Source organism: Streptomyces sp. NPDC101393, assembly GCF_044767385.1.
GTDB lineage: Bacteria > Actinomycetota > Actinomycetes > Streptomycetales > Streptomycetaceae > Streptomyces.
The window spans coordinates 122,877-143,327 of the sequence record NZ_JBIWNU010000002.1 but is presented as its reverse complement, the minus strand read 5'-3'; the positions used below and the strand labels follow the sequence as shown (position 1 = coordinate 143,327).

At 71.1% G+C, this 20,451-nt stretch carries 19 protein-coding genes; 14 read left to right on the top strand and 5 right to left on the bottom strand.

Translation table 11 applies throughout. The features are described from left to right. From ACIRQ7_RS06310 to ACIRQ7_RS06285, 6 genes are all read left to right on the top strand, one after another. Positions 1–480 (top strand): RidA family protein, encoded by a 480-nt coding sequence (locus ACIRQ7_RS06310; protein ID WP_404260320.1) that lies wholly within the window; start codon positions 1–3, stop codon positions 478–480. Further along, on the top strand, positions 477–1,151 hold the full coding sequence (locus ACIRQ7_RS06305) for a DUF1028 domain-containing protein (RefSeq protein ID WP_404260319.1): 675 nt from the start codon (positions 477–479) through the stop codon (positions 1,149–1,151). The genes ACIRQ7_RS06310 and ACIRQ7_RS06305 overlap by 4 nt, the downstream gene beginning before the upstream one ends. Before the next feature lie 23 nt (positions 1,152–1,174). Beyond that, positions 1,175–2,314 (top strand): M20 family metallopeptidase, encoded by a 1,140-nt coding sequence (locus ACIRQ7_RS06300; protein ID WP_404260317.1) that lies wholly within the window; start codon positions 1,175–1,177, stop codon positions 2,312–2,314. A 142-nt stretch (positions 2,315–2,456) separates the two neighbouring features. Further along, a complete protein-coding gene (locus ACIRQ7_RS06295) occupies positions 2,457–3,899 on the top strand; it encodes an aspartate ammonia-lyase (protein WP_404260316.1) in 1,443 nt (480 codons plus the stop codon). A 66-nt stretch (positions 3,900–3,965) separates the two neighbouring features. Continuing rightward, on the top strand, positions 3,966–5,312 hold the full coding sequence (locus ACIRQ7_RS06290) for an MFS transporter (RefSeq protein ID WP_404260314.1): 1,347 nt from the start codon (positions 3,966–3,968) through the stop codon (positions 5,310–5,312). A 58-nt stretch (positions 5,313–5,370) separates the two neighbouring features. Continuing rightward, a complete protein-coding gene (locus ACIRQ7_RS06285; protein ID WP_404260313.1) occupies positions 5,371–6,297 on the top strand; it encodes a LysR substrate-binding domain-containing protein in 927 nt (308 codons plus the stop codon). Positions 6,298–6,345: 48 nt separating this feature from the next. Here ACIRQ7_RS06285 and ACIRQ7_RS06280 read toward each other — a convergent pair whose 3' ends face one another. Further along, positions 6,346–6,963, bottom strand: coding sequence for a TetR/AcrR family transcriptional regulator (locus ACIRQ7_RS06280; protein ID WP_404260311.1), 618 nt, complete (start codon positions 6,961–6,963; stop codon positions 6,346–6,348). A 239-nt stretch (positions 6,964–7,202) separates the two neighbouring features. On the opposite strand from ACIRQ7_RS06280, the gene ACIRQ7_RS06275 reads away from it, so the two are divergent. From ACIRQ7_RS06275 to ACIRQ7_RS06265, 3 genes are all read left to right on the top strand, one after another. Further along, on the top strand, positions 7,203–8,675 hold the full coding sequence (locus tag ACIRQ7_RS06275) for an aldehyde dehydrogenase family protein (RefSeq protein ID WP_404260309.1): 1,473 nt from the start codon (positions 7,203–7,205) through the stop codon (positions 8,673–8,675). A gap of 82 nt (positions 8,676–8,757) precedes the next feature. After that, positions 8,758–10,125 (top strand): aspartate aminotransferase family protein, encoded by a 1,368-nt coding sequence (locus ACIRQ7_RS06270; protein ID WP_404260307.1) that lies wholly within the window; start codon positions 8,758–8,760, stop codon positions 10,123–10,125. Positions 10,126–10,238: 113 nt separating this feature from the next. Further along, on the top strand, positions 10,239–11,741 hold the full coding sequence (locus ACIRQ7_RS06265) for an APC family permease (RefSeq protein ID WP_404260305.1): 1,503 nt from the start codon (positions 10,239–10,241) through the stop codon (positions 11,739–11,741). A 138-nt stretch (positions 11,742–11,879) separates the two neighbouring features. Here the strand turns inward: ACIRQ7_RS06265 and ACIRQ7_RS06260 are convergent, their stop codons facing one another. Beyond that, positions 11,880–12,773: an NADP-dependent oxidoreductase gene (locus tag ACIRQ7_RS06260; RefSeq protein ID WP_404260303.1), complete on the bottom strand. Its 894-nt coding sequence runs from the start codon at positions 12,771–12,773 to the stop codon at positions 11,880–11,882. 70 nt (positions 12,774–12,843) lie between these two features. On the opposite strand from ACIRQ7_RS06260, the gene ACIRQ7_RS06255 reads away from it, so the two are divergent. Beyond that, positions 12,844–13,419, top strand: a complete 576-nt coding sequence (locus tag ACIRQ7_RS06255) for a TetR/AcrR family transcriptional regulator (protein ID WP_404260301.1) — start codon at positions 12,844–12,846, stop codon at positions 13,417–13,419. A gap of 391 nt (positions 13,420–13,810) precedes the next feature. Then, the gene (locus ACIRQ7_RS06250; protein ID WP_403671827.1) at positions 13,811–14,014 is read left to right on the top strand and encodes a cold-shock protein; all 204 of its coding nucleotides are present in this window, start codon (positions 13,811–13,813) and stop codon (positions 14,012–14,014) included. 101 nt (positions 14,015–14,115) lie between these two features. On the opposite strand, the gene ACIRQ7_RS06245 is transcribed toward ACIRQ7_RS06250, so the two are convergent. Next, positions 14,116–14,646, bottom strand: a complete 531-nt coding sequence (locus ACIRQ7_RS06245; protein ID WP_404260299.1) for a DUF4232 domain-containing protein — start codon at positions 14,644–14,646, stop codon at positions 14,116–14,118. Positions 14,647–15,247: 601 nt separating this feature from the next. Here ACIRQ7_RS06245 and ACIRQ7_RS06240 point away from each other — a divergent pair. Continuing rightward, positions 15,248–16,636 carry a (2,3-dihydroxybenzoyl)adenylate synthase gene (locus tag ACIRQ7_RS06240; RefSeq protein ID WP_404260298.1) on the top strand — a complete coding sequence of 463 codons (1,389 nt, stop codon included), beginning with the start codon at positions 15,248–15,250 and terminating at the stop codon, positions 16,634–16,636. 133 nt (positions 16,637–16,769) lie between these two features. Here the strand turns inward: ACIRQ7_RS06240 and ACIRQ7_RS06235 are convergent, their stop codons facing one another. Both ACIRQ7_RS06235 and ACIRQ7_RS06230 read right to left on the bottom strand, forming a co-directional pair. Then, entirely contained in the window at positions 16,770–17,231 is a 462-nt protein-coding gene (locus tag ACIRQ7_RS06235) for a hypothetical protein (protein WP_404260297.1), read from the bottom strand. A gap of 294 nt (positions 17,232–17,525) precedes the next feature. Then, a complete protein-coding gene (locus ACIRQ7_RS06230; protein ID WP_404260295.1) occupies positions 17,526–18,443 on the bottom strand; it encodes a LysR family transcriptional regulator in 918 nt (305 codons plus the stop codon). Between the two features lie 144 nt (positions 18,444–18,587). On the opposite strand from ACIRQ7_RS06230, the gene ACIRQ7_RS06225 reads away from it, so the two are divergent. Then, complete coding sequence (locus ACIRQ7_RS06225; protein ID WP_404260293.1) at positions 18,588–19,400, top strand: inositol monophosphatase family protein; 813 nt, start codon at positions 18,588–18,590, stop codon at positions 19,398–19,400. A gap of 31 nt (positions 19,401–19,431) precedes the next feature. Next, positions 19,432–20,079 (top strand): NADPH-dependent F420 reductase, encoded by a 648-nt coding sequence (locus tag ACIRQ7_RS06220; protein ID WP_404260292.1) that lies wholly within the window; start codon positions 19,432–19,434, stop codon positions 20,077–20,079. Positions 20,080–20,451: the final 372 nt, after the last annotated feature.

Sequence of the window (20,451 nt, the reverse complement as noted above, 5' to 3'; positions counted from 1 at the left end):
ATGACCTCCACGACCTCCACCGGCGAGGGCCGCCGGCCGCATCCTCCGATCGTCGCCGGCGGGCACACCCGGATCCGTCCGTTCAACACCCGCGACACCTATCCCGAGCAGAACCTCGACAACGACCTCTGCCAGGCCGTCGTCGCCGGCAACACGGTGTACGTACGGGGCCAGATCGGCCAGGACCTCGACACCAGCGAGTCCGTGGGCATCGGCGACGCCGGGGCCCAGGCCGAGCAGGCCATGGCCAACATCAAGACGCTGCTCGAAGAAGCGGGCAGCCGCATGGAGCACCTGGTCAAGCTGACCATCTACCTGATCGACCCGCGCTACCGCGAGGCGGTGTACCGCACCGTGGGCCGCTGGACCAAGGGCGTGCACCCCATCTCCACCGGCCTGGTGATCTCCGCCCTCGCCCGCCCGGAGTGGCTGTGCGAGATCGACGCGATCGCCGTGATCCCCGAGGAGGACCTGGCATGACCTTCTCTCTTGTCGTACGCGACGGTGAGCGGTTCGGCGTCGTGGCCAGCTCGTCGAGTCCGGCCGTGTTCGCCCGGGTCGCCCATCTGCGGCCCGGGGTCGGCGCGGCGGCCTCGCAGAACATCACCGACCCCACGCTCGGCACGAGCCTCCTGGAGGGGCTGACGGAGCACGGTGACGCGAAGCGCGCCCTGGCCGACGTCACCGGCGCGGCCCGCAACGCGAAGAGCGTCGCATACCGGCAGTTGAGCGTCCTCGGCCGTTCCGGTGCCGGGTACGCCTACAGCGGCTCGCGGACGCTCGGCACCCATGCATCAGCCACCGCGGACGGCGCGGTGGCGGCCGGCAACATGCTGTCCGGCGAGCACATCCCCGGCGTTCTCCTCGACGCCTACGCCGAGGCAACGGGGGAGCTCGAAGAGCGTCTGCTCACCGCGCTGAAGGCCGCCGTCGCGGCCGGCGGCGAGGAGGGGCCGGTGTACTCCGCGGGCCTGGCGGTCGTCGCGGAGGTGGCCTGGCGCGTGACCGATCTGCGGGTCGACTGGGCCGACGATCCCGTGGACCGGCTCGACGCACTCCTCGACGTCTGGCTGCCGCAGCGGGACGACTACGTGCGACGCGGCCTCGACCCCGCCGGCTCCCCTTCGTACGGCGTACCGGGCGACCGGTGATGGGCGCGCTGACAGGGAGGGGCGTGCTGAAGGAGGCGGCCCGGCAGGCGGTCGACCACCGTGCCGAGGAGCTGATCGGCCTGTCCGAGCGGCTGCACGCCGACCCGGAGACCGCCTGGGAGGAACACCGGGCCGCGGCCGCCGTGCCGGAACTGCTCGGCCGCGCCGGATTCGACGTCACCTCCTCCTACTTGGGCCTGGAGACGGCGTTCCATGCCCGGATCGGCAGCGGGCCCGTCCGGATCGCGCTGTGCGCCGAGTACGACGCGCTGCCCGGCCTCGGCCACGCCTGCGGGCACAACCTCATCGCGGCGAGTTCGGTGGGGGCCGCGCTCGGCCTGGCCGCCGTCGCCGACGACGCGGGCCTCACCGTCGAGGTCTACGGCACCCCGGCCGAGGAAGGCGGCGGCGGCAAGATCGAGATGCTCGACCGCGGCGCCTTCGCCGGGGTGGACCTCGCGATGATGGCGCACCCGGCGCCGGTCGACGTCGCCGATGCCCGCCCGTTCGCGGTCAGCCACTCCCGGGTCTCCTACACCGGGAAGTCCGCGCACGCCGCGGCCTATCCGGAGGCCGGGATCAACGCGGCCGATGCCTTCACCGTGGCCCAGGTGGCGATCGGTCTGCTCCGCCAGCAACTGCCGGCCTCGGCCCGGGTCCACGGTGTGGTGACCCATGCCGGGGACGCGCCGAACGCCATCCCGGAGCGGTCCACCGGACGGTGGTACGTGCGGGCGGAGACGCTCGCCGAACTGGCCGAGCTGGAGCCGCGCGTCATGCGGGCCTTCGAGGCCGGTGCCCTCGCGACGGGCTGCGAGCTGGAGATCGAGCCGGAGAGCAAGCCGTACGCGGAGTTCCGCACCGACGAGACGGCCCTCGGCCACTACCGTGCCAACGCCCTTGATCTGGGAAGGGAGTTCGCGCCGCCCGGCCAGGCCGCACGGATGAACCGCGCCTCCACCGACATGGGCAACGTCTCGCAGGTGGTACCGGCCATCCATCCCTACATCGGCATCGGCTCGCTGCCCGCCACCAACCACCAGCACGAGTTCGCCGCGTACTGCGTGGGCGGGACCGCGCAACGCGCCCTGCTCGACGCGGCGATCGCGCTGGCCTGGACCGGCGTGGACCGAGCCGCGCCGACCGGGGGAGCGGCGGCGTGAGAGGGACGGCCGCCGCCGTGACCGGCTGCGATCCCCGGGAGCGCAGCCGGGGCGCTCCCGCCGCTGCCACCACCCCTCCCGGCGTGTCGTTCACCGGCCCCTGCGGCCGGCCCCAGACCCCCCGACGACTCGGAGGATCCCGATGTCCCTGACCTCAGGCTCCCGGCACACCGCCCCACCGGACCACGGGTACCGGACGGAGCACGACATGCTCGGTGACGTCGACGTACCGGCCGATGCCTACTACGGCGCGCACACCGCCCGAGCCGTCGTCAACTTCCCTCTCACCGGGGAGACCCTCGCCGCCCGGCCGCACCTGATCGGCGCCCTCGCGGTGGTCAAGTGCGCCGCGGCCCGCGCCAACGCCGAGGTCGGCGCCCTGGACGACGCGCGGGCCTCGGCGATCGCGGACGCCTGCGCCGAGATCCGGGACGGTGCGCTGAGGGACCAGTTCGTGGTCGACCTCATCCAGGGCGGCGCGGGCACGTCGACCCACATGAACGCCAACGAGGTGATCGCCAACCGCGCCCTGGAACTGCTCGGACGCCCCCGTGGGGAGTACGCGGCCCTGCACCCCCTCGACCACGTCAATCTCGGACAGAGCACCAACGACATCTACCCGACGGCCGTGAAACTGGCCCTGGACGCGCACCTCGCCGACCTTTTCGTGGCCCTGGCCGGCCTGCGCGGGGCCTTCGATTGCAAGGCCGCCGAGTTCGCCGACGTGCTGAAGATGGGCCGCACCCAGCTGCAGGACGCCGTACCCATGACGCTGGGCCAGGAGTTCGGGGCGTTCGCCGCGACCCTCGCCGAGGACGAACAGCGGCTCGCCGAGGTCAGACCGCTGCTGCACGAACTCAACCTCGGCGGCACGGCGATCGGCACCGGACTCAACGCCCGCCCGGGATACCGGGAGCGCGCGATGGAGCAGTTGCGTCGGCTGACGGGCATCCCGACGCTGGTGTCCTCACCCGACCTCATCGAGGCCACCCAGGACGTCGGCGTGTTCGTCCAGCTGTCCGGCGTGCTCAAGCGCGTCGCCGTGAAACTGTCCAAGATCTGCAACGACCTGCGTCTGCTGTCCTCGGGACCGCAGGCCGGGCTCGGCGAGATCAACCTCCCCGCACGCCAAGCCGGTTCATCCATCATGCCGGGCAAGGTCAATCCGGTGATCCCGGAGGCGGTCAACCAGATCGCCTTCGAGGTCATCGGCAACGACGTGACCGTCACCCTCGCCGCCGAGGGCGGCCAGCTCCAGCTCAACGCCTTCGAGCCGGTCATTCACCGGAGCCTGAGCGCCGGCCTCGACCATCTCACCGCGGGCATCGAGGTCCTCACCGAGCACTGCGTGCGAGGCATCACCGCCAACCGGGACCGGCTCGCCGCGACCGTCGCCGCCTCCACCGGGCTGGTCACCGCGCTCGGCCCCGCACTCGGCTACGAGACCGCCTGCGCCATCGCGCTGGAGGCGCACCACACGGGCAGGCCCGCGCTCGACCTCATCCGCGAGCGCGAGCTGCTGACCGGGGCGGAACTCCACCAGCTCACCAGCCCCGCCGCCCTCACCGGCCTGCCCGCGCTCTGAACACAGCGCGCCGGCGGCAACCCCACAGCTCCGGACCCCTTCACCCGTCCCCACAAGGAGGCGCGCATGCGCACCTGTAACAGCGGCACCGCGGAGACCGAAGTCGCGGCGCCCACCGACGTGGTCACCCTGCGCAGGAGCGTCGCCGCGGGAGCCGTCGGCGTGTTCGTGCACTGGTTCGACTGGGCCGCCTACGCCTATCTCGCCGGTACCGTCGCCACCGTGTTCTTCCCGGCCGAGGACAGCACGACCGGACTGCTCGCCGTGTTCGGTGTGTTCGCGGTGTCGTTCGGCATCCGGCCGATCGGCGCCCTGGTGTTCGGGCCGCTCGGCGACCGGATCGGCCGCAAGCGCACCCTGTCGCTGGTCATCTTCATGATGTCCGGCGCGACCCTGGGGATCGGTCTGCTGCCCGGCTACGCGTCGATCGGGATCGCCGCCCCCGTACTCCTGGTGGTCCTGCGCCTGATCCAGGGCTTCGCCGCGGGCGGGGAGTTCGGCAGTGCGGCGAGCTTCCTCGCCGAGAGCGCGCCCCGGCGCCGCCGCGGGTTCGGCGTGAGCTGGCTGGAGGTCGGCTCCCTGCTGGGCTTCCTCGCCGGCTCGTTCACCTTCCTGCTGCTGTCCACGGGGCTCGACGACGACCAGCTGACCGCCTGGGGCTGGCGCATCCCCTTCCTCGTCGCCGCGCCGCTGGGCGTCATCGGCTTCATCATCCGCAACAAGATCGAGGACACCCCGGAGTACCGGACGCTCGAAGCCAACGACTCCGTCCCGCGCAGCCCCGCGCGCGAGCTCCTGCGCCACCACAAGAGGCAGTTGCTCCAGGCGGCGGGGCTGATGGCGGCCATGCACGTGCCCTTCTACGCGGTGCTGACCTACCTCGTCACCTACGAGACCGACCACCTGGGGCACTCGGCCGACAACGCCGCCCTGCTGTCCACGGCGATCTCGCTGCTCGGCCTCGGTCTCGTGCCGTTGTTCGGGCTGCTGTCCGACCGGGTGGGGCGCAAGCCGGTGTTCGTCGGGGCGACGGCCGCGCTGCTGGTGCTCTCCACCCCGGCCTTCCTGCTGATGCGCACGGGGCTCGTCGGGACGTGGATCGCCGGTCTGCTGCTCGGCGTGATTCTGGCGGCGATCCTCGGCACGTACGCGGTGTGGTCGGCGGAGGTCTTCCCCACCCGCACGCGTCAGAGCGGTCTGTCCATCGCCTACAACCTCACCGCCGCCCTGTTCGCCGGGACCGTGCCGTACCTGATGACCGTGCTCATCTCCGCGACCGGCAGCGCCCTGGTGCCCGGCCCGTACCTGATGGTGTTCGCCGGCGGCGGCCTCGTCGCCGCCCTGTCCCTGCGGGAGACCGCCGGCTCCGCGCTGCTGCACCCCGAGGACGTGTCCGAGGCGGCGCCCGTCTAGGTCCGCCAGGGCGGCATAGGCTCGGCACCGACCGGATCACCAGGCGCAGGGGCCACGTATGACGTCACCAGTGGGTTTCACGCTCGTTCAGCTCCGCTATTTCCTGGTCGCCGCCGAACGCGGTTCGATGACGGAGGCGTCGGCGGAGCTGCACATCGCGCAGTCCGCCGTGTCCACGGCCGTCTTCAACCTGGAGCGGGACCTGCGGGTGCAGCTGTTCATCCGCCGACGGGGCCGGGGGCTGACGCTCACCCCCGCAGGGGAGAGGCTCCGGCAGCAGGCGCGGGACCTGCTGGGCCGCGCCCGCGAGGTCGAGCGGGAGGCCCGGGGAGGCGGTGAGTCCCTCTCCGGGCCGGTGTCCGTCGGCTGCTTCGTGACCCTGGCCCCTTACTACCTGCCCTCGTTGTTCAGCGAGTGCACCCGACGTCATCCGGGCATCGAGATCGACGTCATGGAGGCGGAGACGGACCAGCTCGTCCACGCGCTGGCGGCGGGACGGATCGACTTCGCCCTCACCTACGATCTCGGTCTGTCGGCCGAGCCGGACCTGTGTGGCGAGACGATCGCGCGCGCTCCGGCGTATGTCATCGTGTCCGCCGATCACCCGCTGGCCGGTCAGGGCAGTGTGGAGCTGGCCGAACTCTCCGCGGAACCGCTCGTCCTCCTCGACCTCGCCCACAGCCGCGACTACTTCCGTTCGCTGGTGGCCGCGACCGGCACCGCGCCCGATGTCCGCTACCGCACGCAGAGCTACGAGACCGTGCGCTCCCTGGTGGCCCGTGGGCTCGGCTACTCCGTGCTCAACCAGCGGCCGGCGACCAGCCAGACCTACGGCGGCGGGGAGATCGCGGAACTCCAGCTCCGGGACAGCGGACCGCCGCTCGAAGTCAAGATCGCCTCTGTGGGGAGCGTGACCCAGACCGCGCGCGCCCGCGCGGTCATGGACGTACTGCGGGAGATCGCCACGCGGCCCGCCGAGGCCTGAGCGGGCGGCCGTCCGGCGCGGAAGGACCCGCGCGCTGCCCGGCGGGCGCTACAGGTCGGCGCGGCCCGTCACCGCTCGGGCATGGGCGAGAATCAGCTCACGGGCCCTGTCGGGGCGCAGAGCCGCGTTGCGGCTGACGATGTGCAGACCGTAGCCGTCCTCCAGGGCCACCAGCCCGTGCGCCAGGTCGTGCGCGGACGCGGCGAGGGAGAGGCCGCCGGTCGCGGCGCCCACCTCCAGGGCGGTGGTGTAGAGGGCGACCTCCCGGGCGAAGAGCGAGGCCATCAGCTCGGCGTGGCCCGGACTGCGGCCGGCGCGCCGGTGCAGTTCGTACAGCAGGCCGTGGACCGGATCGTCCGTCATGGTCGGCAGACCACTGCGCAGCAGGGCCCGCAGCCGCTCGGCGGGATCGTCGGCGGGTGCCTCGTCGTAGGCCTGCTGCCGCGAGGCCAGATAGCCCTCCACGGCGCCCCGGTGCACCTCCAGGACGAGGTCGTCGAGCTCGGGGTAGTAGTACAGGACCGAGCCCTGGGAGACGCCCGCGGCATCCGCGATGTCCTTGATGCGCAGGGCTTCGAGCCCGCGCTCCGCGATGGCCCGCCCCGCGGCGGAGACGAGGGCCTGCCTGCGCGCGGTCTGGTTGCGTGGTCTTCCCGCTTTCCCCATGCGGCTCATTCTCTGATGCCGGTCTCAGGTTATGCAAGAAGTTCCTGACGCAAGCATTGACGGCAGATTCTCCTATTGTTTGAATCTCGACTCAAAGAAACCGGTGCGGACGCTCACTGCCGAGCCCTTCCCCCTGCCGCACCCACCGTCTCCGAGCGGATCTTCCGGACACAGCCGAGCCACACCTGACCCGCACGGGCACCGGCTCGCCCTCCCACGACGCGATCGAAGGCCACCGCATGAAGACCTACGCCGACTGGCGGCGGCACGCCGCCGAACTCACCCCCCGCACACGCCTGTTCATCGACGGGGCGTGGACCGACCCCGCCGACGACCGGTGGATCCCGACCGTGAACCCCGCGACCGGCAAGACCACCGCCCACGTGGCGGCCGGCGCCGCCGCCGACATCGACCGCGCCGTTTCCGCGGCCCGCACCTCCTTCGAGGACGGCCGTTGGTCCCGTACCGCACCCGCGGAGCGCAAGCGGGTCCTGCTCGCCCTCGCCGGGCTCATCGAGGAGAACAGCGAGGAACTCGCCCTCTGCGACACCCTCGACATGGGCAAGCCCATCGCGGAGTCCCACGGCACCGACGTCCCCGGCGCGGCCGGCGTCTTCGCCTGGTACGCCGAGGCCGTCGACAAGCTCTACGACGAAGTCGCTCCGGCCCCGCCGGGCAACCTCGCGCTCGTGCGCCGCGCCCCGCTGGGCGTCGTGGGCGCGGTGGTGCCCTGGAACTTTCCCCTCGACATCGCGACGTGGAAGCTGGCACCCGCCCTGGCCGCGGGCAACAGCGTCGTGCTGAAACCGGCCGAACAGTCTCCGCTCTCGGCGCTGCTGCTCGCCGAACTCGCCGCGGAGGCCGGGCTGCCCGACGGGGTGCTGAACGTCGTTCCCGGCCAGGGGGAGACGACCGGGCGGGCTCTCGGTCTCCACCCGGACGTGGACACCCTGGTCTTCACCGGGTCGACGGCCGTGGCCAAGCGGTTCCTCGCCTACTCCGCCGAGTCGAACATGAAGCAGGTATGGCCCGAAGCCGGCGGCAAGAGCCCCAACGTGGTCTTCGCCGACGCCGACCTGGAAGCGGCCGCCGAACGCGCCGCATGGGGCTTCGCCTACAACGCGGGGCAGGTGTGCTCCGCCAACACCCGCCTGCTCGTCGAGGCCTCCGTCGCCGAGGAGTTCACGGCCCGCGTCTCCGAACACGCCCGCACCTGGCTGCCGGGCGACCCTCTTGACCCCGCGACCCGCCTCGGACCGCTCGTCGACGAGACCCAGGTGGAACGCGTCCTCGAAGCCGTGCGGTCATCGGGCGGCACCCTCGCGTGCGGCGGCACACGACCCGACCGGGACGGCGCCTACCTCGATGCCACCGTCGTCACCGGCCTCGGACCCGACGCCCCGCTCGTCCGGGAGGAACTGTTCGGGCCCGTGCTGACGGTGCTGCCCTTCCGGAACGAGGCCGAGGCGATCCGCCTCGCCAACCACTCCGCCTACGGACTGGCCGCGTCCCTGTGGACCCGGGACCTCGGCCGGGCCCACCGCGTCGCCGACGCCCTGCGCGCGGGCACCGTGTCCGTCAACACCGTTGACGCGCTGAGCCCGTTCACACCGTTCGGCGGGTTCAAGCAGTCCGGCCACGGCCGGGACCTCTCCCTGCACTCCTTCGACAAGTACACCGGCCTGAAGACGACATGGATCGCCCACGGCTGACCGCGCCGGTGACCGGCACGCTCCGCCACCACCACACCTGATACCTGACCTGACACCGTCACCGAACAAGGGACGCCCCACGATGACCCTCGACACCGCCGACCTCACCCGCCTCGACCGGGCGCACCTCATCCACCCCTACCTGCCGGGCAGCGCCACCGAGCGCGTCGTCATGGCCTCCGGTTCCGGCTGCCGCCTCACCGACACCGAGGGCCGCGGCTACCTCGACGCCACCGGCGGCCTCTGGCTCGCCCAAATCGGCCACGGCCGCCCGGAACTGGCCGACGTCGCGCACGCGCAGATGACGAAGCTGGAGTACTTCACCAGCTTCTGGGAGTTCTCCAACGAGCGGGCCATCGAACTCGCCGCACGCCTGGCCTCGCTCGCCCCCGAGACCCTCAACCACGTCTACTTCACCTCCGGCGGCTCGGAGGGCAACGAGGCGGCCATCAAGATGGCCCGCTACTACCACCACCGGCGCGGCGAAGGCAGCCGGACATGGATCCTGGCACGCAACAAGGCCTACCACGGCATCGGCTACGGCGGCGGCTCAGCCACCGGCTTCCCCCTCTACCACGAGGGCTTCGCCCCGATGATGCCGCACGTCTCCCACCTCACGCCCCCGTGGCCCTACCGCAGCGACCTCTACGGCAACCAGCCGATCAGCCCCGAGAAGGTCACCGACTTCCTCATCCGCGAACTGGAGGAACGCATCGCCGAGATCGGCCCGCGGAACATCGCCGCGATGATCGGCGAGCCCATCATGGGCGTCGGCGGCATGCTCGCCCCGCCGGCCGACTACTGGCCCCGGGTGCGAGAGGTCCTCGACCGGCACGGCATCCTGCTGATCTTCGACGAGGTCGTCACCGCGTACGGCCGCGTCGGAGAGTGGTTCGCCGCCCAGTACTTCGACGTCACCCCGGACATCATCGTCACCGCCAAGGGCATCACCTCCGGTTACATACCGCTCGGAGCCCTCCTGGTGGGCGATCACGTCGCCGAAGTGCTCCTGCGCGACTACGGATTCCCCATGGGCTTCACCTACAACGGCCACCCCGTCGCCACCGCCGTCGCCGGCGCCAACCTCGACATCATCGAAACGGAAGGACTGCTCGCCCGTGCCACGACAATGGGCTCCTTCCTCCACGCCGAACTGGCCGCGCAGTTGGGCGACTTGCCGATCGTCGGCGAGATCCGCTCCGTCGGCATGATGCTCGCCGTCGAACTGGTCCAGGACCGTGCCACCCGCGCACCCCTGCCCCTGCACCCCGACCGCATGCCCCACGACGTCATCCGCCGCGAAACCGGCGTGATCGTGCGCGACTCCGCACACAGCCTGGTCCTGTCCCCGCCGCTCGTCATGACCGAGACCGAGGCCAAGGAAGTGGCCACCGCCCTGCGCGGCGTCCTGGAACGCACCGCGCCCACCGGTGAGATCCGCGCCGTCTGACATCCCCCGGGAGGCCCGGTACCCCCGCCGGGCCTCCTCGACACGGACCCCACACCGTCACCGCACCCGCGTGCGCCTGCTCGCAGTCCCCCTCTCCCCGCTAGGAACTGCCCGTGTCCTCCCAGCTCTCCTCCACCGACTCGCGCGCTCCCCACACCACCACCGGCCTGCGGCGCAGCCTGAAGCGCCTCGACATCACCGCCATGGCCATCGCCGCGGTCATCTCCTTCGACACCATCGGGCAGATCGCCACAGGCGGCGGCGAGGCCGCCACCTGGACGGCAGCCATCGCCCTGCTCTTCCTCGTCCCCTACGCCCTGCTGTTCGCCGAGACCGGCGCCGCGTTCCCGCAGGAGGGCGGCCCGTACGTGTGGGTCAAGCTCGCCCTCGGCCGTACGCCCGCCGCGCTCACCACCCTGTTCTACTGGGTGACCAACCCGATCTGGCTGGGCGGCTCCTTGGTCTTCCTCGCCGCCGAGACCTGGGACGGCTTCGTCTTCCCGCTCGGCTCCGGCACCTTCGCCGACTACGCGTTCAAGCTGCTGTTCGTCTGGACCGCCATCCTCACGGCCGTCGTCTCCCTGCGCCGCGGCAAATGGATCACCACCACAGGCGCCGCGGTGAAAGTCCTCACCATCGCCCTGTTCACCCTGACCGCCGTCCTGTACGGGATGGAACACGGCTTCCAGGGCCTCGCCGACGCCCGCTTCACCCCGACGACGGCCGGATTCCTCTCCCTGGTACCGATCCTGCTGTTCGCCTACGTCGGATTCGAGGCGCCCAACGCCGCCGGCGAGGAGATGCACGACCCGCAGCGCGACGTGCCCGCCGCACTCGGACGCTCCGCGACCGTCGCGGTCTGCTGCTACCTGCTGCCGGTCCTCGCGCTCCTCGCCGTCGTCCCCACCCATCAGGTCACCGGCATCGGCGGCTTCATGGAAGGCGCCCGTCTCGTCTTCGGCATCTACGGCGCCGCGTCCGGCCCGCTCCTGACGCTCACCGCCGTCATGTTCGTCTTCGCCCTCCTCACCCAGGGCAGCGCATGGATGATCGTCAGCGACCGCATGCAGGCGATGGCCGCCGCCGACGGCGGCTCCTTCACCCGCGCGCTCGGTGCCTTCCACCCCCGCCTCGGCACACCCGTCCGCACCAACCTGCTCTCCGGAGCGGTGGCCACGGTGTTCATGCTCGCGGCCATGCAACTCGCGGGCGGCGACGCGGGCGCCGTGTTCGCGGTGGTCCTCACCGTGGCGGTCACCACGCTGCTCCTGTCCTATCTGGTCATCGTCCCCGCGCTCGTCCTGCTCCGGCTGCGGCGCCCCGACGTCGTACGGCCCTACCGGGTCCCGTTCGGCCACCGCGGCTTCATGACCTGCGCGGTGCTGGTCTACGCCTGGATCCTGGTCGGATCCTGGTGCGCGCTCTTCCCCGGAACCCTGGAAGCACTCTTCGGCATCGACTACGCCTTCGGCGGCATCTGGGGCGTATCCCGAACGGCGTTCGAGGCGTTCACCCTCGGCACGGTCGCCGTACTGCTGACGGTCGGGGCCGTCGGCCTGCGGATCGCCCGCCGAGAGAGCGCGGCGCCGGGCCGCACGGGCGCAGGCGACGCCTAGAGGTCTCGGCCTGGAGCGTCGGTGCGTCAGGCGCTGTCTGCCACGGCGTGTTGCGGCGCCCGCACACCACCGGTGCGCGGACGCCGCCCGGCGGCTCGTCGACGGAATGCAGCCTGCATCCACCTGCGCAGGAATTCCTCAGACGACGATGACCCGGCGCCCGCGCGTGTGACCGGCATGGCTGTCGATGTGCGCCGCCGCGGCCTCGGCGAGCGTGTACGACTTCTCGACCGGGATGTGGAGCTTTCCCCGCGAGATGAGGTCGGCGGCCTCGGCGAGCGCGTCCGGCACGCTCCCGGCCACGCCGGAGAATCGGACACCGAGCTCCGGCGCACCGAGATCGGCGATGGAGATCACCTTCTGCGGATCCCCGGTCAGTGCGACGAGTTCGCGGATCACGCCCGAGCCGGCCAGATCGAGAGCGGCGTCGACATGGCCGAGCTGCCGCACTCGCTCCACCCAGCCCTCGCCGTACGTCGTGGCGACGGCACCCAGGCCACGCAGATAGTCCTGGTTCGCGGCACCGGCCGTGCCGATCACCGTGATGCCGCGGTCGCGGGCGATCTGCAGCACCGCCGACCCGACGCCCCCGGACGCACCGCTGACCAGCAGCGTCTGCCCGGACCGCACACCGACCTCGCGAAGGAGGCGCAGTGCGGTCTCCACCACGGAGGGGTACCCGGCCGCCTCTTCGAAGGTCAGCCCCTCGGGCATGCGGGCCCAGGCCGACAGCACGGCGAACTCGGCATATGTGCTCGACCCTTCACCGAACACATGGTCGCCGATCTCGACCCCTTCGACGCCCTCGCCCACCTCGTCCACCACCCCGGAGGCGTCCAGCCCGACCCCGGCGGGCAACTCGATCGGATGGGCTCCCAGGACCTGGCCTTCACGAACCCTCCAGTCGACGGGGTTCACGCCCGCCGCCCGCACCGCGATGCGTACCTGACCGGGGCCCGCGTGGGGCTCCTCGGCGTCCATGAGGCGCAGAACATCCGGACCGCCGAACTCGGCGAAGCTCACTCTCTTCATGCCGTGGACGATAACACTAACGGTTAGTGTTTTGAATCTGTTGCGGCTTTGTACCTGATAGCGTTACGCCATGATCGAGCCATCCGGACGCCGTGAGCGCAAGAAGGCAGCGACCCGCCAGAAGATCGCTGACACCGCCCTGCGGCTCTTCCTGGAACGCGGGTACGACGCGGTGGGCATCCGCGACGTCGCCGCCGAGGCCGACGTGGCCGTCACCACGCTCTTCTCCCACTTCGCCTCGAAAGAGGCCCTGGTGTTCGAGCAGGACGAAGACTTCGAACACCGCCTCGCGCAGGCGGTCACCGACCGGGCGCCGCACGAGCCGCTCATCCCCGCGCTGCGTCACGAGATGCAGGCCCTGGTACGGCATTGCGCGGCGGACAGCGCCGCCCCGATCTGGCGCATGATCGACGCATCACCCGCCCTGCGGCAGTACGAGGAGTCGATGAGGCTGCGCCATGCGGAGTCGCTGGCCACGGCCATCGCCGCCGATCTCGACCTGCCGCGGACCACAACGGCCTGCCGGACCATCGCGAGGTTCGTGATCGACGCCCATTCGCTGGCCCGTGAGGCAGCCGACCCGGAGGCCGCGGTCGACGAGATCTTCCGGATGATCGAGGCCGCCTGGGAGGTCACCGGCCTTTAAGCCTCAACCGTCGGAACCGTTGGCCGACCTCTTCGGGGCGAGCCTCCTGGTGCGGGACCACATCCCTTCCGACGGACCGCGCCGGCCGACACCCCCTCGTGAATGCCCCCAAGAGGGCGATCCCGGCCCCTGTGACCAGCCATTCCTTCGGTGGGGTAGACCGCACTTCGACCCTCGATCGGGCGCTCTCTGTCGTCCTTTCCGCTGTGCCCCGTGGTCAGACGACCGCGGATGGGCTAACTTCCTGTCAGTAGTCGTGGTTCGACGTCTCAGCGTCCGCGGTTCGCACCGCGGGCGCTGTGCTGTGCAGCAGTGCCTGAGGACCAGGGCGATCACCTAACCCAGGGGCACTGACAAGCCAGTGCCCCCCGACCCTGGACAAGGGGACAACATGGCCACCGGTACCGTGAAGTGGTTCAACGCCGAAAAGGGCTTCGGATTCATCGCCCAGGACGGCGGCGGCCCGGACGTTTTCGTCCACTACTCCGCCATCAACTCCACCGGCTTCCGTGAGCTGCAGGAGAACCAGCAGGTCACCTTCGACGTCACCCAGGGCCCGAAGGGCCCGCAGGCGGAGAACGTCACACCGGCCTGACGGAACGCTCGGCGCCCCGCAGCTCAATGCTGCGGGGCGCCTTGCTGTACCGGTGCCCCGAAGGCTGACCGCGGGGACCGTCCCCGCGTGTGCGGGCCCGGTCAGGCAGCGTCCTTCGGGAGCGCCCCGACCGCCTCGTCCACGGTCTTCTTCCACCACGTGGTGATCGGGTCGTACACCGCGATGCCGGGCGCGGGGGCGCCGATCTGGGCCGCGGTGAACCGGCTGCCGGGGTAGCCGGGGTTGGCGCTGACGGTCAGGCTCGGAACGTAACGGGCCGAGCCGCTCCGGTCGTCGGTGCGCAGCGCCGCGTACAGGTGGCCATCGGCGCCGAGCCGGCGGGGGCCGCTCTGGGTGGGCGGCACCGGCTGCGCAGAGCCGTCCAGGCCGGCGAAGGTCACGGTCGGGAACCGGTCGATCGTGCAGGCGGTGTGGCTCTTGTTGGTCACGGTGATGAGGACGACGCCGCTCGCGATCGGCGGCAGTGCGTGCGCTTCGTAGCCGAGTGCCGCCTTGGCGCAGGCGCTCGCGGCGACTGCGGGGCGGGCCTCGGCGTGGGCAGTCGCAGCCGTCACGGCGACCAGGAGCGACGGGGCGAGGACGAGGGTGGCGGCGTGCGTGAGTGTGCTCATCCGCTCAGCTTGCCCGCTCGCGCCTGAGGGAGGGGGGTGTTCGGCCCAGTTGGTGTCGGGTTGGTCAGGCTCCGGTGGCTCCGGTGTGCGGATTTCCGGGTCGGTTGGGCAGCGATCCGCGACCTGCTCACCCGCCAGGATCCCTGGCGATGGCTCCAGCGAAGGGGCCTGACGCAGGCATAGATGTCGATGCCTCGCGAGCACCTGATGTTGAGCTCGCTTGGGGCCCGTGTGGCCGTACCACACCGAGGAGGCCCAGTCTGGCGATCAGCGCATGGGCAACGTCCTCATCGTTTGTCGACGACCCCCACCATTCCTCCTGGTCAGTGGCGCGCATTGGGCTTTCTGCTGAGGGACTTCAGCATCCATGGTTCGGAAAGCACATTGCGTCAGCGGGGTGTTGACGGATGGGATCGCCAAGGTCAAGACGGCGAGGTTCCTTTGGGGCGCCGTCGTGCTGGACCGGGCCCGTGACACACCATGAGCCGCCGACGTCTGGAGCGCCGCGCGGGGTCGGACTGCTCGCCTGCGCCGAAAGACGCTCCGGGCGGAATCCGGCGCCGAAGGACTGGTGCAGAAAGACTGGTACAGAAGGAAGCGCATGACAGAAATGCTCGACGGCTGCACGCCCTGGCCCGAGGTGTTCGTCGACCGCTACTGGGCGGCCGGGCACTGGCGTGGCAATACGCTGGACAATCTGCTGCGCGGCTGGGCCCTGCAGTACGGACCGCGGACCGCGCTCGTGCACGGCGGCACCCGCATCACGTACGCGGCCCTGAACCGGCGCGTGGACCGCATGGCGGCCGGATTCCGGCTGCGCGGCCTCCGGCCCGGCCAGCGGGTCGTCGTCCAGCTGCCGAACGTTCCTGAGTTCGTCATCACCGCGTTCGCGCTGATGCGCCTCGGCGCGGTCCCGGTGTTCTGCCGGCTCTCGCACCGCGGGCCCGAGGTGTCCCACCTCGTGCAGGTCACTCACGCCGTCGGCTACGTAGGCCCGTCGACGTACGAGGGCTTCGACCATACGGCGATGGTCGCGGACATCGCGGCCCGAGGGCCCTTCCTGCGGCGGGTGTTCACCTTTGAGGCGCCGGGCACAGCGTCCCCGTACGGCGGCCTGACGACCGACCCGTCGGGCTGCCACTACTTCCCGCTGGGCTCCATCGACGCCCCGACCGAGCGGGCGGTTGCGCACAGTGCCGACCAGGTGGCGTTCTTCCTGCTCTCCGGCGATAACGCCACGGCGCCCCACCTCATCCCGCGCACGCACAACGACTACGCCTACCAGGCGCGGGCCGCCGCCGAGCTGGTGTCGCTCACCGAGAACGACGTGTATCTCGTCGCGCTGCCCGCCGAGTCCCCCCTTGCCTTGGGCTGCCCCGGCATCGTCGGCACGCTCTCCGTCGGCGGCACCGTCGTCCTGGTCGAGAACCCGGAACCCGACGCATGCTTTGAGGCCATCGGACGAGAGCGGGTCACCATCACGTCGGTCACGCCCGCTGTCGCCCAGCGCTGGCTCGACCTACTTCCCACGGTCCAGGCCGACTTGAGCAGCCTGCGTCTCGTGCAGGTCGGCGGCGCGCCCTTGCACCGGACCGTCGCCGAACGCATAGGCCCTGAACTGGGGGGCCGTCTGCAGCAGGTCTTCGGCATGGCGGAGGGGCTGCTCACGCTCACCCGGCCCGCAGATCCGGACGAGGCCGTGCTCACCACGCAGGGCCGCCCGCTCTCGCCCGACGATGAGATCCGCATCGTCGACGCCGACGGCAAGGACGTGCCCGACGAGGAGCCCGGCGAGCTCCACGCCCGCGGTCCGTACACCCTGCGAGGCTACTACCGGGCACCCGGCCACAACGCGCGCTCCTTCACCCCCGACGGCTACTTCCGCACCGGCGGCCTCGCGCGGCGTACCTCGGACGGCAACCTGGTGGTGACCGGCCGCCTCAGTGATTGCCCGCGGCGGGCCGACCACGAAGACCCGCCCGGCCGGTGACGGGCCCGGTTGGGAGGGAGCCGAGCCCCACCCCGTCGTCCAGCTGGGCAGCGGGGTCGGGCTCGCAGCAGCGGGAGGAACGCGAGCATGGGCGGGCGCGGGCGCGGGCGCGAGGCCGGGCCATGCCGCCCGTTCAGTCGGCGCTTTTGACCGCGGAGAAGTACGCGCGGGAGGCGGGCAGGAGCAGGACGACCGCGATCGCTGCGGTGAAGAGGTCCGGGACATACGAGGAGAGGAGGCTCCAGTCGAGCGAGGTGAGCCCGCTCATGCTCATGTCGTTCAGCACGAACAGCAGACAGACCACGCCCACCACGATCATCACCAGCCGGGCCCCGTTGCCTCCCCGACGCATCCCCACGGCACACAGCAGCCAGGCGGCGGCGAGCATCGCGAGCACCGCGGCGGACAGGGAAAGCTGGAGGATCGCGCCCGACGTCCCCTCGTGGTCCCGTAGCTGACGGAGGCCGGTGGGAGGAATGACGAAGGTGTTCAGCACCCAGTCACCGATGCCGAGGAACACGGTTCCGAAGGCCGCCCTGAAGGCGAACTCCACCTCGTTCGGGGGTTGGATGCGACCTGCCGTGGCGCGGATCATGCTCTCCCTCTCTTGGAGGCGTCGGGGGCGGAGGCGCCGCCCGGAGGCCGATCGGCGGGTGCGGGTTCCGGGCGTATGCGTCTCACGGGTGCCGCGGCCCTGACGGACGGGGACGGGGCTTCGGGCCTTCCGGCCGGCAATCAAGACGGTGGGTATTGCCCCCGGGTTCCACCGCGAGGCAGTGCCTCCGGGTTCCACCGCGCATCGCCCCGCAGCCCCTACGGAGATCCCTAAGGGGGAGCGGAAGGGGAGAAGAGAGGGCCGACGCTCTGGGGGAGGGCCTCGTGCGCGTGTCTACGGCGCGGAGTCCGGCTGACGGAACACGGCCTCCAGAGCTGAGCCGGCCTGGGTGCGCAGCCATGCGTGGGCGCGATCGTTGTCGTGGCGCTGATGCCAGATCAGGTGCAAGGGGATCGGCGGCATTGCGAGGGGGAGGGGCAGCGTCCGCAGGTCGAGGCCTCGCACGGCGGAGTCCGTGACGGCTGCGGGGACGGTGACGACCAGGTCGGTGTCGCGGACGAGTTGAAGGGCTGTTGCTGCGCTGGGGGCCGCGGCGATGACCTGGCGTTCGAGTCCGAGGGAGGCGAGGGCGTCGTCGACGGGGTCACGCAGCCGTCCGCGCCGGGACACGGTGACGTGCTCGGCTGCGGCATAGCGCTCGGGGGTGAGGGGGCCGTCGGTCAGCGGGTGGCCGGGTCGGACCGCCGCGATGAGGCGGTCCTCGCCGATGAGCCGGTGGCGGAGCTCGGGCATCGTGGGCTGGGCGGAGCTGGATTCCAGGTCGATCTCGCCGCGTCGCAACTCCGGGGTGTCGGTGCCGGATTCGGCCAGCAGGCGCAACCGTACGCCGGGGGCTTGGCGGTGGACTGCGGCGAGCAGGGCCGGGCCGCACGCCGAGGCCAACGCGTCGTGCCAGCGGAGGGTGAAGGTGCGGCTCAGGGTGGCCAGGTCCAGTTCCCTTTCCCTGCTCAGGAGTTGGTGGGCCTGGTGGACGAGGTCGTGAACCTGTGCGCGGAGCTCCAGGGCATGCGGGGTGGGGACCATCGTCCGGCCGGTGCGGACCAGGATGTCGTCGCCCGTGGTCTGGCGGATGCGCCCCAGGGTCCGGCTCATCGCCGGGGCTGTGACGTGGAGACGGGTGGCGGCGCCGGCCACACTGCCCTCTTCCAGGAGCGCGTCCAGTGCGGTGAGCAGATTCAAATCCAGTTGCATACGAGTAAGGCTACGGCTTACAAGCATGCACTTGTTGTTATTCCGCGTGGTCCCTACCGTCGAGGTGCGGACGGAGAAGCGCGCCACCCCGCACTCCCTTCCGCTCTCACCCCTGTGTCCAGCCACGCCCCTTGGGAGCACCTCATGTCCACTGCCGCCAGTACGGAACTCGACAAGGCCTTGCTCGACCAGGTCACCGCCGCCGTCCACGCCGCCGGCGACCGGCTGCGCGAGCGCTACGTCCCGCATGCCCGCGGCGCGAGTGCCGACGAGATCGTCACGGCGATCCACGCCAACGACGACGCGGTGCTCGACGTCCTGAAAGCGCCCCTGCTGGCGTCCCGGCCCACCGCGAACTGGGCCGACGACGAACTCGCCGGCGGCGCGCTGCCGCCGGGCGAGTGGTGGGTCGTCGACCCGGCCGAGGGCAACATCAACCACGTCCACGGCATGTCGGACTGGGCCGTCACCGCCACTCTCGTACGCGACAACGAGCCGGTCCTCACGGTCGTGCATCTCCCGCTGACCGGCGACGACTACACCGCGGTGGCCGGACGCGGCGCCCACCTGAACGGCACGCCGCTGCGCGTGTCGGCCAAGACCGACCTGGGCGCGGCCCTGACCGGCACGGGCCAGGCCCGGCCCGGGGAAGACGCGCACACGTTCCACCGGATCGGCTCGTCCGTCACTCAGATGCTGCTCAACGGCCTCGTTGTCCGCGTCTCCGTGCCCGCCACCCTGCAGCTGATCCACGTCGCCGCCGGCCGGATGGATGCCTTCTGGCAGTTCTCCGATGTGCGGTCGGGTCTGGTGGCCGGCGCCCTGCTGGTCGCGGAAGCCGGAGGGACCGTCACCGACACCCACGGCAATCCGTGGAACCTGGCCGCTCCCGACTTCCTGGCCGCCACGCCCGGCATCCATGCCACGGCTGTCACGGTCCTGTCCTCACTCACCTGATCACCCGCCACCTGGCAAGGAGCACCTCAGCATGACCAGCATCGGCATCCTCGGCGCCGGCCGCGTCGGCAGCAGCCTCGCCCGCAAACTCGCCACCGCCGGCCACGAAGTCACCCTCGGCCACCGGCAGCCCCCCGAAGAGACCGCGGCGCACGAGACCGGCCCCGGCCAGGCGATCCGCCTCGCCGACCAGCGCACCACGGCCGCCACCACCGACATCGTGATCAACGCCAGCCCGGGTGACAGCACCCTGGCACGCATGTCCGCACTGAACACCGAGCTGGCGGGCAAGATCCTCATCGACGTCTCCAACGCCACCCGCCACAGCCCCGACGGACTTCCCTCGGACCTCTGCTACCCCGGCAGCAGCCTCGCCGAGCAGCTGCAACAGGCCCTGCCCGCCACCCGAGTCGTCAAGACACTCAACACCATGCTCTTCCCGGTCATGACCGCCCCCGCTTCCCTGTCCACCCCGCCCACCGCCTACCTGTCCGGCAACGACGCACCGGCCAAGACCAGCACCGCCGGCATTCTCGCCGACCTGGGCTGGCAACCCGAGTGGATCGAAGATCTCGGCGACATCACCACAGCCCGCGCCACCGAAGCACTCGTCCTGCTCGTACCCCACGTCGTGCGCCGTCGCGGATTTCAGCCGTTCGCCGTCTCCCTCGCACGCTGATTCCCCCCCCGCACTCGCCCAAGGGCAAAGCACCCTCCACGAGTCGGGTCAGGCATCCAGCGACGAGGTCACGGTCACCGCGAACCTCGACCCTTTCGTGCACCACGGGGCGGGTCTCCCTCAACGGACCGAGCCACCGGCTGAACGACTGTCAAACCGTCATCGCCCCGGGAACAACGACCACCGACGGCTCCTACACACCCGTCGGCCCTGGAGGACGCGCGGGCCGGAGAACGGGAGCTGCGGCCCTGTAGCCACTACGGGTGGTTTCCTCCGGCCGTCTGGCTCGCCCGCTCTGCGGCCGTTCGCGCGTTGTGAGGATGTTGCTTCATCCCGCGCCGTACGGCGTGTGGTCGGCCTTTCCGGACTCGT